Below are 16,339 nucleotides of genomic sequence, written 5' to 3' on the forward strand. Positions count from 1 at the left end.
AATTGAAAAATATTAAAAAATTAGGACTAATCTTCGTTATATTTATATTAATTGTTGTGTTATTTGTTTATTTTGCTTTGCCATCAAAAGAACAAGAAGACCCAAGTGAAAATGAAATTACTGAAAATGAAATCGAAGTTGTCGCTGAACCAAAACTTGATGAAAAAGAGGAAACAGAAGAAAAAGAATATAATCTCAAGCTTAAAGCATTGGTGAAGAACCAATTTGAATATTTTGATTCAATTGTTAATGGAAGTTATTTTAGAAATTCTAGAAAAAATGGACCAGATGGAAAATATCCAGATGGTTGGGTTTCCAATAAAGTTAAAAATGAATTGGGTCAAAGAGCAAAAGAAATAGATGAACTTTTACCAGAGAATATAAATGATCCAACTTCTCAAAATTTGATTAATGTGTTAGTAAGAATCAATCAAACTTCAAGTCTTTTAGATACTCAAAAAAATGTTTATCAAATTTATAGAACTCTTTACAATTTGAATGTTTACTTAAATGAATACGAATTAGAAGAGGGTAAGTTTGACCCGGAAAATGATTGGACTCAAGTTTTTGGTGAAGAAATTGACCAAAGTGTTAAAACGGAAGAAGAGATAAAAATGAGGAATTTAGAAACAGAAACCGAAAAAATGGGTGAATGATTCTGAGAAAGTTACTTTAAGTTGTAGTTATTGGATTTGCTTTACCTAAATTCCTCTATAGTTCAAAAGGAAATGTTGTTGTATTATTACATAGCATTGCTCGTTACTAATACTAAAAAAGAAACCACTGATATTGATCATCGGTGGTTTCTCATCGTTTCAATACTTATAGTATGGCGCTTAAAAGAAAAGGATTTCTACTTTCAAAATTATTATCGCACATAAAAGTTCATTGACTTAAATGTATTAAGGAGGCCAACACAAAGTCCAACACAAGAAATCGTTATAAATGAGTATATTAATTTAAAGTCTTGTAATACAATAATTCCTGCAATTATGATTAATGAATCGATAATGAATATAACGATTCCTGGATTAATCGCTTTTGATTTCGAAATTAAAAGTGCTAATAAATCGATCCCACCTGGGCTGATATGTGATCTTAGCATGAATCCAACACCGATTCCAATTATTAATCCACCTAGTATGGCACTTGTTATGATAGGAAGTTGTAGCAAGCCGTTGAGTGGTGAAAGCAAATCAATGATAGTTGAGGTAAAGATCAATCCAAGAATCGCATTAATAAAATAAGTTTTATCGTATAGAAGGGATAGAAGGTAAATAGGGGTATTTATCAAAATCATTATGTGTCCGATCTTAATTCCCCATATGTACTTAATAAGTAAACTTATTCCGAAAATGCCGCCATTTATTAGATGAATAGGCAGTATGAACATGTTAACACCTATTCCGATACAAATACTTGAAAAAAGTAAAACAGCAAACTTTTTCATTTTAAAGCATTCCCCTTGTCCATATCGTTATCTTAAACTATATGAGGGAAAAGTTAATATATTACGTTATAACTTAAAGTTGGAAGGTTTTTCTTAGTGCGGTTAATTGAAGAAAACCAGTGAAATAATCACTGGTACTTTTAAAGTATGACAGACAATAAAGATCAATTTACTTCTTTTAGCACAAATAACTTTGAAGCATAATCATGTGGATGTTCTCTGGACCAAAATTCTGAAGCACGATCTGTGTAATCTTCGCCTAGAACAATACCGAGATTCATTAACTCATCACCGTAATGGGTTGATTTGATTCCTTCAATTGCATATAACTTGTCAGAATCTAAACCTTTTAGCTTTAGGCGATAATATTTATCATTAGGTTTTGCTAGAACTTTATAATAACCAACAAGTGCTTCGGTTTTATCTTTAGAAACGACCATCCAGGAGACTTCATTTGACTCGAATGGACTTAGTAAACGGTGAAAATCTCCGCTGCGAACTAAGCTCCGCTTTTCTTTGAAAAATGCAACCTGTTCCTGTACCTTTGCTTTTTCTTCATCACTTAATTTCGTTATATCAAGTTCATAACCAAATGTCCCGAAATATGCAACATTAGCTCGTGTATCAATTGAAGTCATTCGTCCTACTTGATGATTTGGAATAGCGGATATGTGGCTGCCAATTGCGCTTAACGGATAGACCATTGATGTTCCGTATTGGATTTTTAAGCGTTCAACCGCATCTGTGTTATCACTAGCCCAGGCTTGAGGTGCATAATACAATAAGCCTGGATCAAAGCGAGCACCACCACCAGCACATGATTCGAATAAAATTTCAGGGTATTTCGCAATTAATCGTTCATAGAGTTCATAAACGCCCAGAATATAACGATGGAACAATTCACCTTGCTGATCTGACTTTAAGCTAGTCGAATAGGCTTCTGTAATATATCGATTCATGTCCCATTTGATATAAGAAATCTTAGAATCATTAATAATGTTATCCATCAAGGTGAAGATATGGTTAACCACTTCAGCCCTTGAGAAATCTAGAACGAATTGATTTCGTCCATGTGATGCGCGGCGTTCTGGTGTTGAAATGATCCAATCCGGATGTTCTTCAAATAATTTTGTTCCTTTTGAAACCATTTCTGGTTCAAACCAAAGGCCAAACTTCATACCTAAAGCCTCTATTTTTTCAGATAACCCTTTAATTCCATTTGGCAGTTTGTCTTTATTTTCAAACCAATCACCCAATGAACTTGTGTCATCATGCCGTTCACCAAACCAACCATCATCCAATACAAAAAGCTCAATTCCTAAATTATTTGCAGTTGAGGCTATATCTACAATTTTCTCTTCATTGAAATCAAAGTAAGTTGCTTCCCAGTTATTAATCAAAATAGGGCGAACTTTATCTCGCCAATAACCTCGTACTAAGCGCTCTCTAAATAATTCATGATACGTTTGACTCATTCCATTTAAACCTTGATCTGAATAAACCATAACACATTCTGGTGTTTGGAAGGTTTCGTTAGGGTTTAACTTCCACTTGAATTGAAATGGGTTAATTCCTATTAGTACTCGACTAACACTATAGGTATCTACTTCAACCTGTGCCAAAAAGTTGCCGCTATATACTAAGCTAAAGCCATAGACCTCACCAGTATGCTCAGTTGCATCCAAACGTTTTAAAGCTAAGAAGGGATTATGTGCATGGCTACTTGCGCCTCTCGTGCTATATACCGATTGAATGCCTTTAAATAATTTTTGAGAATCTACATGTGCTTCACGTGCCCAAGCACCATTTAAATGCACCATTTCAAATTGGTCATCAGGAAGATCAACACTAGCACTCATAGCATTGTTAATATAAAAAGAATCATTTCCTTCATTTACAAAACGAGTGTTACGGCAAATGACATTTCTATTTTTATAGATTGTGTAGCTCAGAATTACTTTACTTTTTAAAACTTCATCCCATAATGTAATTTCTAACGTATTTGCTTCATTTTCATCCTCTACATATGTTGCTGGCAATTGGTGAAGCGTTGGCTTCCCAGCAATTATTTCATAGCTTTGGTACTGATAATTGGTTATATGACTACCGATTTTATTGGTGATCATGTGGGCTGGTGAGCGATAATCTGTTGTCCCATAACTTGGATATTCTTGCTTAATATGCTCAAGTGTTGAAGTATGGTCATCTTCGAACATATTACATGAAGGGCGAATTTCACGTTCTAGTAAATGTTTGAATGAATCACGATGTCTAATCTTTTTTCCATAATAAAGATGTTCTAATTGATTGCTTTTTTCTAATACTCGAAAAATATAGCTTACATTTTCATTAAATATGTGGAATTCCAGTGTTTCCACGTTTACCTTAATCGTCAATTTTCTCCACCTCAATTAATTGGTTACTTTATTACCTGTTTGTTCTAGCCATGTACAAACTTCACTGTAAACCCTTACAATAAAATGTAGCTATAGCAAAGTAATTAAATAAACAGTACCTAATAAATTGTAGCAAGCAAAAGGAAATAAAACAATAGGTTTTTAAGTAAAATTAAGTAATCGATTAACAGGTGATTACTTAATTGTTCGAAGTGTTTTTTAATTTTTAAAGGAAATATAAATAGGAGAAAATTAATCAAGAAAAAGAGAGACTTAATTAAAGTCCCTCTCTTTATAATGTTCAATGATTACGAGTGCAGTACCTATTTTCGAAAATAACAAAGAGGATGAGGAGGGGGAGTATAATACCTTATCCCCATCGAACAAGTTGACCTGATTGGGAAAGACCTCCTCCAAATCCATAAAGTAATAGGTGATCTCCTTCTTTCACTCTGCCGTCTTTAATTCCATTATCTAAGGCTAAAGGGATTGAGGCAGCAGATGTATTACCAAAATGGACTAGACTTGTCAGTGTCTTTTCAATAGAAAATTGGCTTTTCACACAGATCGATTCAATCATTCTTAGGTTAGCACTGTGCGGAATAAACCAATCAACATCCTGCAAAGAAAAATTAGCTTTTTCTACAACAGTTTTCATGCCGTTAGGAACAGTTGTAACAGCCCATTTGTATACCTCACGCCCATTTTGTACGAGCTGTCGTTTATTCTGTAGCTCCGTTCCAAACATTTTGTCAGATAAATAGGTTCCATATAAACTTATTGCCTTTTCACCTTCTGAAACTACGTGTGACGAGAGAAAGCTTCCTCTTTCGTCATACTCGACAAGAACAGCTCCAGCACCGTCTCCGAATAATATACAAGTTGTTCGGTCAGTAAAATCAGTTATTTTTGATAAAGTTTCAGCGCCTACCACGAGGATTTTTTTATGGAGTTCAGCTGTAATAAGTCCATTTGCTAAATGTAAGCCATACGTAAACCCTGCGCATGCAGCATTTATATCAATGGCTCCAGCTTGTTTTAGCCCCAATCTTCCTTGAATATATGAGGCTACACTAGGGGTTTGGTAGTCAGGAGATAGTGTGCACACAATAATCATATCGACGTCTCTTATATCTTTTTGGTAGCGTTCTACTAAGTTTTCGATTGCCTTAATACTTACATCACTAGTATATTCAGTTTCTGCTGCAAATCTTCTTTCCTTTATTCCAGTTCGCCTCAAAATCCATTCATCATTTGTATCAACCATTTTTTCAAGATCACTGTTTGTTACGATTAAATCCGGTACATATGATCCAATGGCAGTAATACGAGCTTTTGAAATCATTGATTAGTCACCTCTTTTGCTTTATAACCTAATAATAACACCTAAAAATAATACCTGGTACCAATATTGTATAAAAATTGATTGAAATTTATGTGAAATAAAGGAAAGGCATCAAAAGGAGTAGAATATAGATGAATAAATTAAATAATTTGATAATGGTGACCACCTAGAAGAAAGATACCACAATAGTCTAAAATTAAAAAGAAAGACTAGTAATCAGTCTTTCTTGTCAGTATTTTCTTTGCTATTTAGTTCGGTAAGCTTAGCAATCAGTATATGTTGTGGCATGTGCATTATCTGCTCAAGCGGAACATTTAGTGATGTAGCTAGTTTCTGTGCTGTATCTGCTGATATTTGTAATGGTCTCATAAGTATTCCCTCCTACTAACTATTTTACACGAAATGAAGGTGCAAACAAGATGACATTAATTTTTGGTCATAGAGGTGCTGCAGGTGGTTATCCCGAAAATACAATGCTATCATTCAAAGCTGCCAAGGCTGCAAAAGCTGATGGGATTGAATTGGATGTTCAAATGACAAAAGATGGTGAACTAGTTGTGATCCATGATGAAACAGTTGATCGAACGACAAACGGCACGGGATTTGTAAAAGAATTAACCTTTGAGGAAATTTCTCGATTAGATGCGAGCTATAAGTTTACACAATATAAAGGTGGCTCATTTATTCCAACGCTTAACGAAGTGTTGGAATGGGCAAAACAGCAAAGAGAATTCATTGTAAATATTGAATTGAAAAATGGAATCATTGATTATCCAAAAATAGAAGAAAAAACAATTAAGCTTATTTACAAACATAGCCTTCAAAAGCGAGTAATTATCTCTTCTTTTAATCATTATAGTTTAGTAACCTGTAAGGAGATCTCATCTGAAATTGAAACAGCCATCCTTTATATGGAAGGATTATATATGCCTTGGAAGTATGCGGAGAGTATTGGTGCGAAAGGGTTGCATCCCCATTATCATGCAGCCAAAGGGGAGGTAATTTCGCAATCTAAAAGCCACGGAATTAGCGTAAGACCATTTACCATAAATGATACGCAATTGATGCAGCGGTTGATAAATGAAAAATGCACAGGGTTTTTTACTGATTTTCCAGAAACTGCTGTAGAGCTAAAACTTAAAGGCGATTGAATTCCAACACATTTTTAATGAGAAAAAGAGTGTGCAACTGCCTCACTCTTTTTCATCATAAATAATTTATAATAAGATCTCTTCTCTACCTCTTAGCGAATCTCTTCTGTACCTTATTTCGTTTTCGATCTCTATAAAAGATAAAACCTGCCACAAAGCTAAGCCCACCTAAAAACAAGAAAAGTCCTAATAAAAACTGCAGCCATAAATATGGTATAGGAGGTTGAAGGATTCCAAACGTCATGTCACGCATGAGCTTAATACCAAATGCTGCTAAAAAACCTGGAATGACCATAATGACAAGTGCAAGTATTCTAATCATAAAAGATAAAGTCCTTTCATATTCTCTGAAATTATCCCATTCTTAACGGATAGTAAAATCCCAGACTCATGTTCAAGAGAAGAAATGTAAAAAGGTGAGGGATAACTGCCCGTAAAGATCTGATAAGTCTCGCTATCCATTAATGGAAGTCTCGCTTTATTGTCTGTTTCTCACGGTTGTTTGTCAAGTGTTATCCTTTACGATATGATATAAGTGTGCAAATTTTTGCAAGTTTTATAAAAATGATTTATTAGGTATTACTCTTATATAAATAATCAAAAAGACCATTTTTTAAAACATAGTTTTTTATTAACCTGACCAAAGCGATTCTGCTTTTCTTAATAGTGACATAAAGGGGATAGGTTTATGCAACGAGTTATGATAGTTGGGGCTGGTAAGGATGGAACAGCTCTGTTGAAAAGAATTGTCGAAACGAATATTGTGGAAGTTGCTGCAATGATTGATAAAAATGAACATGCTCCAGGGATGGAACTAGCTAGAAGTCTTGGTATTGAAACAAGCAGGCATTGGAAGACTGTTAAGCAAAAAAATATTAACATTGTTATTGAAGCAACAGGTAACATTAAGGTCATGGAGCTTTTACAACTGGAAAAGCATCCAGATATGGTTATTATTCCAGGTGCAGTAGCACATCTTATTTCTGAACTAGTTGAAGAAAAAGAATTGTTAATCGCAAGACTTAAAGAGGAGACCTATAAACAGCAAACCATCTTTAATTCTACAAATGATGGCATGATCGTGATTGATATAGATGAAAAAATTATCTTATTTAATAAAACTGCGGAGGAAATAACAGGATTTCCCCGTGAAAAGGCAATGGGGCACAAGGTAAATGAGATAATTCCTTCGAGTAAGTTGGCAAGGACGCTTAAAACTCGTGAGGTTGAAACGAATCAGGAGCAAGTTCTTGATAATGGACTTAAAATCATTACGACTAGAATTCCTATGATTGATGAAGCGGGGAATCTACTAGGAGCACTAGCCCTTTTTAAAGATATAACAGAAATTGTTAACTTGGCAGAAGAGGTTACGAACTTAAAGGAGATCCAAGTGATGCTTGAAGCAATCATCCAATCATCAGAGGAAGCAATATCAGTAGTGGATGAAGAAGGTCATGGAATCCTTATTAATCGGGCATATACTAAAATGACAGGGTTATCTGAGGAGCAAGTTCTAGGAAAACCAGCAACAGCAGATATCTCTGAAGGTGAAAGCATGCATATGAAGGTACTACAAACAAGACGTGCAGTTCGAGGCGTCAGAATGAAAGTTGGTCCTGCAAAAAGAGACGTCATTGTAAATGTTGCTCCTGTCATTGTAAATGGAAAGTTAAAAGGTAGTGTTGGGGTTATTCAAGATATGTCAGAAATTCAAAAGCTGACTACAGAGTTAAGTCGGGCAAGACAAATTATTCGAACGCTAGAAGCGAAATACTCGTTTGAGGACATAATTGGTATAAGTGATGAAATGAAAATGGCGATTGAACAGGCAAAGCTTGGTGCGAAAACTCCTGCAACTGTGCTCTTACGGGGTGAATCTGGGACAGGTAAGGAGCTATTTGCACATGCTATACATAATGCAAGTGATCGAAAATATAACAAATTTATTCGGGTAAATTGTGCTGCTATTGCTGAAAGTCTCCTTGAAAGTGAACTTTTCGGATATGAAGAAGGAGCTTTTTCAGGTGCGAAGCGTGGAGGAAAAAGAGGTTTTTTTGAGGAAGCAAATAATGGTAGTATTTTTTTAGATGAGATAGGAGAATTATCAGCAAATATGCAGGCAAAGCTTCTTCGTGTATTACAGGAAAATGAAATCGTCAAGGTTGGTGGAACAAAACCTGTTCCGGTAAATGTAAGGGTAATTGCTGCAACTAATTTAAATATTGAAAAAGCAATGTCAGAAGGCGTATTTCGTGAGGATTTATATTACCGCCTAAATCGATATCCTATTTCTATACCACCACTAAGAGATCGAAAAGAAGATATTCCTGCTCTGTGCCAAAGGTTAATTAGTAAATTAAATCAGGATTATGGGAGGAATATCGTTTCTGTAACAGGACAAGCAATTAATATTTTAACCCAACATGACTGGCCAGGTAATGTAAGAGAACTTGAAAATGTATTAGGAAGAACAATTATTTTCATGGAACACCACGAAATTGAGATTGAAGGGAAACATATTCCGATGCTTCAGTTGCCGACAAAGGAAAGTAAAGCACAAGAAAATAGCGCTTTTGTCCATAATAATGAGGAGACATTAGCTGATGCTGTAGAACGTGTTGAGGCAGAGGTTATCAAACGCTCATTAGAAGTCCATGAGTATAATCGTACAAAAACAGCAAAAGCTTTAGGAATATCGTTAAGAAGTTTATATTATAAAATGGAAAAATATAACCTTGCAAATAATAGCATGCAATAAAGTTCATGGTTTGCAAAATAGTGCATGTTCGTTATATGATAAAGAAGAATAATTGTGCTTTTTCTTTTTGTAAAGTAAATCCTTCTAAATTTGGCATTTAAATTATCTTTAAGAAAAACATCATTTGTCACAGCAGAGAATGTATTAATGATACGGAAATTTAAGCATTGTGAACATTTTTATAGAGAATACTTTAAAGAAATATCATAGATCATTTTTATTTTGGCACACTTTTTGCTTTTTAGTTGATAAGAACAGATGAATACAACTTGGAAGGATATGAAATGAAATGAAGCTAGAAAATCTGCTGGACGAAGCAGCTAAAATAAATGGAAAAATTGTTGCGGTGGCTTCAGCAGAAGATGAAGAGGTAATTGAAGCTGTATCTGAAGCGATAAAACGTAATCTTGCTCATTTTTTATTGTTTGGAAAAAAGGAAGAAATAGAGGATTTATTGATTGCAAAAGGTATTGGGAAAGATCATGTTCAAATTATCCAAGCGAGAACAAAAGAACAAGCGACAGAACTTGCTGTAAGAGCCGTTCATCAGAATGAAGCTTCAGTGCTAATGAAGGGGAACGTTCCGACTGCAACTCTTTTAAAGGCTGTATTAAACAAGGAGTATGGTCTTAGAACAGGAAGGATTTTATCACATGTCGCCATTTTTGAAGTCCCTGGATTTTCAAAGTTCACAATTGTCACAGATGCTGCCATGAATCTTGAGCCTGATTTGCAGCAAAAGGAGCAAATTGTTGTGAATGCAGTTAATATTGCAAGAGCAATTGGGATCGATAAGCCTAAAGTTGCTGCACTTGCTGCAGTTGAGATAATAAATCCTGCTATGCAGGCAACCATTGATGCAGCTTCATTAACATTAATGAATAAGAGAGGGCAAATAAAGGATTGTCTCATTGATGGACCTTTAGCTCTGGATAATGCAATTTCATTAGAGGCGGCGAAACATAAAGGGATTGATAGTGACATTGCCGGACAAGCAGATATATTGCTAGTACCTACTATAGATGTAGGAAATGTTTTGTATAAATCTCTGATTTATTTTGCAAAAGCTAGTGTTGGGGCGGTTATTGCTGGAGCGAAAGCACCAATTGTATTAACAAGTCGATCGGACTCTTCTGAAAGTAAGCTCTATTCTTTAGCATTAGCGATTTGTTCATCTGATAAGTATAACATTTAGGAGGAAACGACTTCATGGAAATTTTCAAATATATGGAGCATTACGATTATGAGCAATTGGTATTTTGTCAGGATAAACAATCGGGACTAAAGGCAATTATCGCCATCCATGATACGACACTAGGACCTGCTCTAGGTGGTACACGAATGTGGACTTATGAATCAGAGGAAGAAGCAATTGAAGATGCTCTTCGTTTAGCTCGAGGGATGACTTATAAAAATGCTGCTGCCGGTTTAAACCTGGGTGGGGGTAAAACAGTTATTATTGGTGATCCGCGTAAGGATAAAAATGAAGAGATGTTCCGTGCATTTGGCCGTTATATTCAAGGCTTAAATGGTCGATATATTACAGCTGAAGATGTAGGAACAACTGTTGCAGACATGGATTTAATTCATGAAGAAACAGATTATGTAACAGGCATCTCCCCTGCTTTTGGCTCTTCTGGTAACCCATCTCCTGTAACGGCTTATGGTGTTTATCGCGGGATGAAGGCTGCGGTTATGGAAGCCTTTGGAACAGATTCACTAGAGGGTAAGGTTGTTGCTGTACAAGGGGTTGGGAATGTAGCTTACAACCTGTGTAAACATTTGCATGAAGAAGGTGCACACTTAGTTGTAACCGATATAAACAAAGAAGCAGTACGACGTGCTGTTGAGGATTTTAATGCAAAAGCAGTTGAACCAAATGATATTTATAGTGTGGAATGTGATGTTTATGCACCATGTGCTCTTGGTGCAACAATAAATGATGTTACGATTCCTCAAATAAAAGCTAAGGTGATTGCAGGAGCTGCGAATAATCAATTAAAAGATACTAAGCATGGAGATTTAATCCATGAAATGGGAATTGTCTATGCTCCTGATTATGTCATTAATGCTGGTGGTGTTATTAACGTAGCAGATGAATTATATGGCTATAATAGTGAACGTGCGCTAAAAAAGGTTGAAGGAATATATAACAATATCGCCCGAGTAATCGAAATAGCTAAACGTGACGGTATTCCAACCTATCAAGCAGCGGATCGTCTTGCGGAAGAACGTATTGAAAGAATGAGAAATTCTCGCAGTCAATTTTTGCAAAATGGACATCATATTTTAAGTCGTCGACCATAAATAATTAAACGCGGAGTTAGATTAGTAGACCTTCTAACTCCAGTTTCAATTTACATAAGCTAAAGGCTTCCATAATATACAACAGTGATCAATTTTTTAGATGACGGAGGTTTAAACGTTGCAGGTGAATCAATATCGTATCCTTGTCCTTAACCCTGGTTCCACATCAACGAAAATTGGGGTTTTTGATAGCGAAATATCTATTTTTGAGAAAACACTTAGACATGATTTAGATAAACTTAATACGTATCCTAACATCATTGATCAATATGAATTTCGGAAGCAAGCCATTTTAGAAACGCTTGATGAAGAAGGGATCAACATTTCGAAACTGAATGCAGTTTGTGGTCGTGGCGGCCTGCTCCGGCCCATTGAAGGCGGAACCTATATAGTCAATGACCAAATGCTAGAAGATTTAAGGAATGGTTTTGCTGGTCAACACGCATCTAATTTAGGTGGGATCATTGCCTATGAAATTGCAAATGGACTAAATATTCCTGCATATATTGTTGACCCAGTTGTCGTTGATGAGATGGAAGAGATTGCAAAAGTTTCTGGAGTGCCTACAATCGAAAGAAGAAGTATCTTCCATGCGTTAAATCAAAAAGCGGTAGCCCGGCGTGTTGCGTCAGATTTCAATAAGCGATATGAAGAAATGAACTTGATCATTACCCATATGGGAGGCGGAATTACCGTTGGTGTTCATAAGCGTGGAAGAGTAGTTGATGTTAATAACGGCTTGCATGGAGATGGTCCATTTAGTCCGGAACGTGCTGGAACAGTACCAGCAGGAGATCTTGTTTCAATGTGTTATTCAGGTGAGTTTTTCCGCGAAGAAATGATGAAGCAGTTAGTAGGAAAAGGTGGCCTTGTTGGCTATTTAGGAACGAATGATGCAGTTAAGGTAGAAAAAATGGTTGAAGCTGGAGATGAAAAGGCCTCTCTCATTTATTCAGCAATGGCTTATCAAATTGGGAAAGAGATTGGATCTGCAAGTGCTGTATTAAAAGGAAAAGTTGATGCTATTGTCTTAACAGGTGGATTAGCCTATGGTAAAAAATTTGTAAAAGAGATTTCCGCTTATATCGATTGGATTGCAGACGTCCTTGTGTTTCCTGGTGAAAACGAGCTTCAAGCACTTGCTGAGGGTGCCTTACGTGTTTTGAAAAATGAGGAAGAAGCAAAACAATATCCTACTAAAAAAAGTGCTATGGCATTTTTGCGTCACTAATGAAAAATAAATGAGTTACTTCGAAAGACTTTAGATAAAGGGAGGCGATAGTTTGGCTACAGAATATGATCTAGTCATACTCGGTGGAGGAACTGGCGGTTATGTTGCAGCGATACGTGCTACACAACTTGGCCTTAAAACAGCTGTTGTTGAAAAAAGTAAGCTTGGTGGAACATGCTTGCATAAGGGATGTATCCCAAGTAAAGCACTCCTAAGAAGTGCAGAGGTTTATGCTACAGCAAAAAAGAGTGAAGAATTCGGTGTAGAAACATCTGAGGTAAAGCTGAACTTTTCAAAGGTTCAAGAACGAAAACAAGGAATTATTGAGCAACTCCATAATGGAGTGCAACAACTTATGAAAAAAGGAAAAATCGATGTGTATGAGGGGATTGGGCGTATTTTAGGTCCATCTATTTTTTCACCGATGCCTGGAACAATTTCTGTTGAAATGAATAACGGGGAAGAAAATGAAATGCTCATTCCTAAAAATGTAATCATCGCTACTGGATCAAGACCAAAAAGCCTTCAAGATCTTAAGATTGATGGAGAAATTGTGTTAACTTCTGAAGAAGCCCTTGATTTAAATAGTCTACCAAATTCAATCATAATTGTTGGTGGAGGCGTGATCGGGATTGAGTGGGCTTCTATGTTAGTAGATTTCGGTGTGAGTGTAACAGTTTTAGAGTACTCTGATCGAATTTTACCAACAGAAGACAAAGAGATTTCAAAAGAAATGGAGCGTTTACTGGCAAAAAGGGGAATTACCATTGTCACCAGTGCAAAGGTATTACCTGAAACGTTTGAACAAGGAAATTTAGCCACAATTAAAGCAGAGCATAAAGGTGAAGAAAGATCCTTTACAGCTGATAAGATTCTCATATCTGTTGGAAGGCAAGCGAATGTTGAAGGTATTGGTATTGAAAATACCGATATAAAACTTGAAAAAGGGTTTATTGCCACAAATCAATATTATCAAACAAAAGAATCACATATTTATGCGATTGGTGATGTCATTGGAGGTTTACAATTAGCACATGTTGCATCACATGAAGGTATTGTTGCTGTTGAACATATTGCAAATGCTCAGCCTATCCCGCTTGATGAGTCACTGATCTCGAAATGTATCTATAGTTCACCTGAGATAGCAAGTGTCGGGTACACCGAGGATAAAGCAAAGGAAAACGGTTTTAAAACAAAGATAGGTAAGTTTCCATTTAAAGCAATAGGTAAAGCCCTTGTATTTGGTGAAACAGAAGGATTTGTCAAACTTGTGGTGGACGAAGAAACAGATGATCTTCTAGGTGTTCATATGATTGGACCACATGTTACAGATATGATATCTGAAGCAGGTCTTGCTAGAGTATTGGATGCAACCCCTTGGGAAGTTTCTCAAACGATTCATCCTCATCCAACATTATCAGAAGCAATTGGCGAAGCTGCACTTGCTGTTTATGGAAAGGCAATTCATTTTTAATTTTATGAAAAAATAAGAAAATCTTGTGTTGAATAAGCATCAGTTAGTTGCCTACTCTGAAAAAAGAGCACGTTCTTTTATACAAGCTAGAGGTTGATGAATGCACTTCACTTGCGTATTTCTTATTTAGGAGGTAATAAAATGACAGAAAACCGACACCAATCGTTAGGTCTAACCGATAAAGATGTGTTAAATATGTATGAAACAATGCTATTGGCAAGAAAAATAGATGAGCGGATGTGGCTATTAAATCGATCAGGGAAAATCCCTTTTGTTATTTCTTGTCAAGGTCAAGAAGCAGCTCAGGTCGGTGCAGCATTTGCCTTAGATCGTCATGAGGATTATGTTCTTCCGTATTATCGTGATATGGGAGTTGTTTTAACGTTTGGCATGACAGCAAAGGAACTGATGTTATCTGGATTTGCAAAGGCAGAGGATCCGAATTCAGCTGGAAGACAAATGCCAGGTCACTTTGGTCAAAAGAAAAACCGAATTGTTACAGGTTCATCACCGGTTACTACGCAAGTACCCCATGCTGTTGGTATAGCATTAGCAGGTAAAATGCAGAAGAAGAATCTTGTTACATTTGTAACATTTGGAGAAGGTTCTTCAAACCAAGGTGACTTCCATGAAGGAGCTAATTTTGCTGCCGTTCATAAATTACCAGTTATCTTAATGTGTGAAAACAACAAATATGCCATTTCGGTTCCATATGACAAACAGGTTGCTTGTGAAAAAATTTCTGACCGTGCAATTGGCTATGGTATGCCTGGCGTAACAGTGGATGGAAATGATCCACTTGAAGTATATGCTGTTGTAAAAGAAGCTGCTGATCGTGGTCGTCGTGGTGAGGGTCCGACCTTAATAGAAACAATTTCGTATCGACTAACACCACATTCAAGTGATGATGATGATAGTAGCTATCGGGAGCAGGATGAAGTAGCAGAAGCAAAGAAAGATGATCCAGTCCTTAAGTTTTCTAGATATTTAAATGAAGTTGGCGTTCTTTCTGAGGAAATTGAAAAAGAGATGATAGATGGCATTATGGACGTCATAAATGAAGCTACTGATTATGCAGAAGCGGCGCCGTATGCAAATCCAGAAGATGCATTAAAATACGTTTATGCAGAGTAAGGGGGAAGAAAGATGGCTGTTATTTCATATATAGATGCCATTACAATGGCAATGCATGAAGAGATGGAGCGCGACGAAAAAGTATTCGTTCTTGGAGAAGATGTTGGCAGAAAGGGTGGAGTGTTTAAAGCGACAGCAGGGTTGTATGAAAAATTTGGAGAAGAACGTGTTATGGATACACCACTTGCAGAATCTGCAATCGCCGGAGTTGGAATAGGTGCAGCAATGTATGGAATGAGACCGATTGCTGAAATGCAATTTGCTGACTTTATTATGCCTGCAGTAAATCAAATTGTTTCAGAAGCAGCAAAAATTCGTTATCGTTCCAACAACGATTGGAGCTGTCCAATAACAATACGTGCCCCTTTTGGTGGTGGTGTTCATGGAGCTTTGTATCATTCACAATCAGTAGAAGCTGTTTTTGCTAATCAGCCTGGCTTGAAAATTGTCATTCCTTCAACACCATATGATGCAAAAGGTTTATTAAAAGCTGCCATTCGTGATGATGACCCTGTATTATTTTTTGAGCATAAGCGAGCGTATCGCTTAATCAAAGGTGAGGTACCTGTAGATGATTATGTTCTGCCTATTGGTAAAGCAGATGTGAAACGAGACGGAGAAGACATTACAGTAATTACATACGGTCTATGTGTGCATTTTGCCCTACAAGCTGCTGAACGATTAGCTAATGATGGCATTAGTACACATGTTTTAGATTTAAGAACAATCTACCCTTTAGACAAAGAGGCGATTATTGAAGCTGCATCGAAAACCGGTAAAGTACTTCTTATAACAGAAGACAATAAAGAAGGCAGTGTTATTAGTGAGGTTTCAGCTATTATTGCCGAAAATTGCTTGTTTGATTTAGATGCTCCAATCATGAGATTAGCTGGTCCTGATACCCCAGCGATGCCGTACGCACCTACAATGGAAAAATTCTTTATGATTAACCCAGATAAAGTGGAGGAAGCAATGCGTAAACTTGCTGAATTTTAACTTTTCTAGAAAAAAATATAAAGTTAGCAACTTACTATTACGAAAGTAGATCGAGATGGCATTAACAAGTCATCAGCATCTTACAAAATAGGTC

At 36.3% G+C, this 16,339-nt stretch carries 14 protein-coding genes; 9 read left to right on the forward strand and 5 right to left on the reverse strand.

Annotation, left to right across the window (positions count from 1 at the left end; genetic code table 11):
* Positions 1 to 2 precede the first annotated feature (2 nt).
* Positions 3 to 656, forward strand: coding sequence for a hypothetical protein (locus WCV66_RS12670; protein ID WP_338789195.1), 654 nt, complete (start codon positions 3 to 5; stop codon positions 654 to 656).
* Positions 657 to 868: 212 nt separating this feature from the next.
* On the opposite strand, the gene WCV66_RS12675 is transcribed toward WCV66_RS12670, so the two are convergent.
* The 4 genes from WCV66_RS12675 to WCV66_RS12690 form a co-directional block, all read right to left on the reverse strand.
* Positions 869 to 1,450, reverse strand: a complete 582-nt coding sequence (locus WCV66_RS12675; protein WP_338789197.1) for a YitT family protein — start codon at positions 1,448 to 1,450, stop codon at positions 869 to 871.
* Between the two features lie 164 nt (positions 1,451 to 1,614).
* The gene (locus WCV66_RS12680; protein ID WP_338789199.1) at positions 1,615 to 3,846 is read right to left on the reverse strand and encodes an alpha-galactosidase; all 2,232 of its coding nucleotides are present in this window, start codon (positions 3,844 to 3,846) and stop codon (positions 1,615 to 1,617) included.
* Between the two features lie 370 nt (positions 3,847 to 4,216).
* On the reverse strand, positions 4,217 to 5,191 hold the full coding sequence (locus WCV66_RS12685) for a ketoacyl-ACP synthase III (RefSeq protein ID WP_066330248.1): 975 nt from the start codon (positions 5,189 to 5,191) through the stop codon (positions 4,217 to 4,219).
* Between the two features lie 216 nt (positions 5,192 to 5,407).
* Positions 5,408 to 5,560 (reverse strand): YycC family protein, encoded by a 153-nt coding sequence (locus WCV66_RS12690; protein ID WP_185653556.1) that lies wholly within the window; start codon positions 5,558 to 5,560, stop codon positions 5,408 to 5,410.
* A gap of 50 nt (positions 5,561 to 5,610) precedes the next feature.
* Here WCV66_RS12690 and WCV66_RS12695 point away from each other — a divergent pair, with 50 nt between their 5' ends.
* A complete protein-coding gene (locus tag WCV66_RS12695; RefSeq protein WP_338789202.1) occupies positions 5,611 to 6,342 on the forward strand; it encodes a glycerophosphodiester phosphodiesterase in 732 nt (243 codons plus the stop codon).
* Positions 6,343 to 6,427: 85 nt separating this feature from the next.
* Here WCV66_RS12695 and WCV66_RS12700 read toward each other — a convergent pair whose 3' ends face one another.
* Positions 6,428 to 6,664 carry a DUF2627 domain-containing protein gene (locus WCV66_RS12700; RefSeq protein ID WP_066330245.1) on the reverse strand — a complete coding sequence of 79 codons (237 nt, stop codon included), beginning with the start codon at positions 6,662 to 6,664 and terminating at the stop codon, positions 6,428 to 6,430.
* Positions 6,665 to 7,030: 366 nt separating this feature from the next.
* Here WCV66_RS12700 and WCV66_RS12705 point away from each other — a divergent pair, with 366 nt between their 5' ends.
* The 7 genes from WCV66_RS12705 (at position 7,031) to WCV66_RS12735 (ending at position 16,245) form a co-directional block, all read left to right on the forward strand.
* Positions 7,031 to 9,103, forward strand: a complete 2,073-nt coding sequence (locus tag WCV66_RS12705) for a sigma 54-interacting transcriptional regulator (protein WP_338789204.1) — start codon at positions 7,031 to 7,033, stop codon at positions 9,101 to 9,103.
* Positions 9,104 to 9,392: 289 nt separating this feature from the next.
* Positions 9,393 to 10,298: a phosphate butyryltransferase gene (gene yqiS, locus WCV66_RS12710; RefSeq protein WP_338789205.1), complete on the forward strand. Its 906-nt coding sequence runs from the start codon at positions 9,393 to 9,395 to the stop codon at positions 10,296 to 10,298.
* 14 nt (positions 10,299 to 10,312) lie between these two features.
* Positions 10,313 to 11,410: a branched-chain amino acid dehydrogenase gene (bcd, locus tag WCV66_RS12715; RefSeq protein ID WP_338789206.1), complete on the forward strand. Its 1,098-nt coding sequence runs from the start codon at positions 10,313 to 10,315 to the stop codon at positions 11,408 to 11,410.
* A 118-nt stretch (positions 11,411 to 11,528) separates the two neighbouring features.
* Positions 11,529 to 12,641: a butyrate kinase gene (buk, locus tag WCV66_RS12720; RefSeq protein ID WP_338789207.1), complete on the forward strand. Its 1,113-nt coding sequence runs from the start codon at positions 11,529 to 11,531 to the stop codon at positions 12,639 to 12,641.
* 52 nt (positions 12,642 to 12,693) lie between these two features.
* Complete coding sequence (lpdA, locus tag WCV66_RS12725) at positions 12,694 to 14,115, forward strand: dihydrolipoyl dehydrogenase (protein ID WP_338789209.1); 1,422 nt, start codon at positions 12,694 to 12,696, stop codon at positions 14,113 to 14,115.
* Positions 14,116 to 14,256: 141 nt separating this feature from the next.
* Positions 14,257 to 15,249, forward strand: coding sequence for a thiamine pyrophosphate-dependent dehydrogenase E1 component subunit alpha (locus tag WCV66_RS12730; protein ID WP_338789211.1), 993 nt, complete (start codon positions 14,257 to 14,259; stop codon positions 15,247 to 15,249).
* A 12-nt stretch (positions 15,250 to 15,261) separates the two neighbouring features.
* A complete protein-coding gene (locus WCV66_RS12735) occupies positions 15,262 to 16,245 on the forward strand; it encodes an alpha-ketoacid dehydrogenase subunit beta (RefSeq protein ID WP_066330238.1) in 984 nt (327 codons plus the stop codon).
* Positions 16,246 to 16,339 lie beyond the last annotated feature (94 nt).

It is taken from the genome of Metabacillus rhizosphaerae (assembly GCF_037201795.1).
GTDB lineage: Bacteria > Bacillota > Bacilli > Bacillales > Bacillaceae > Metabacillus > Metabacillus rhizosphaerae.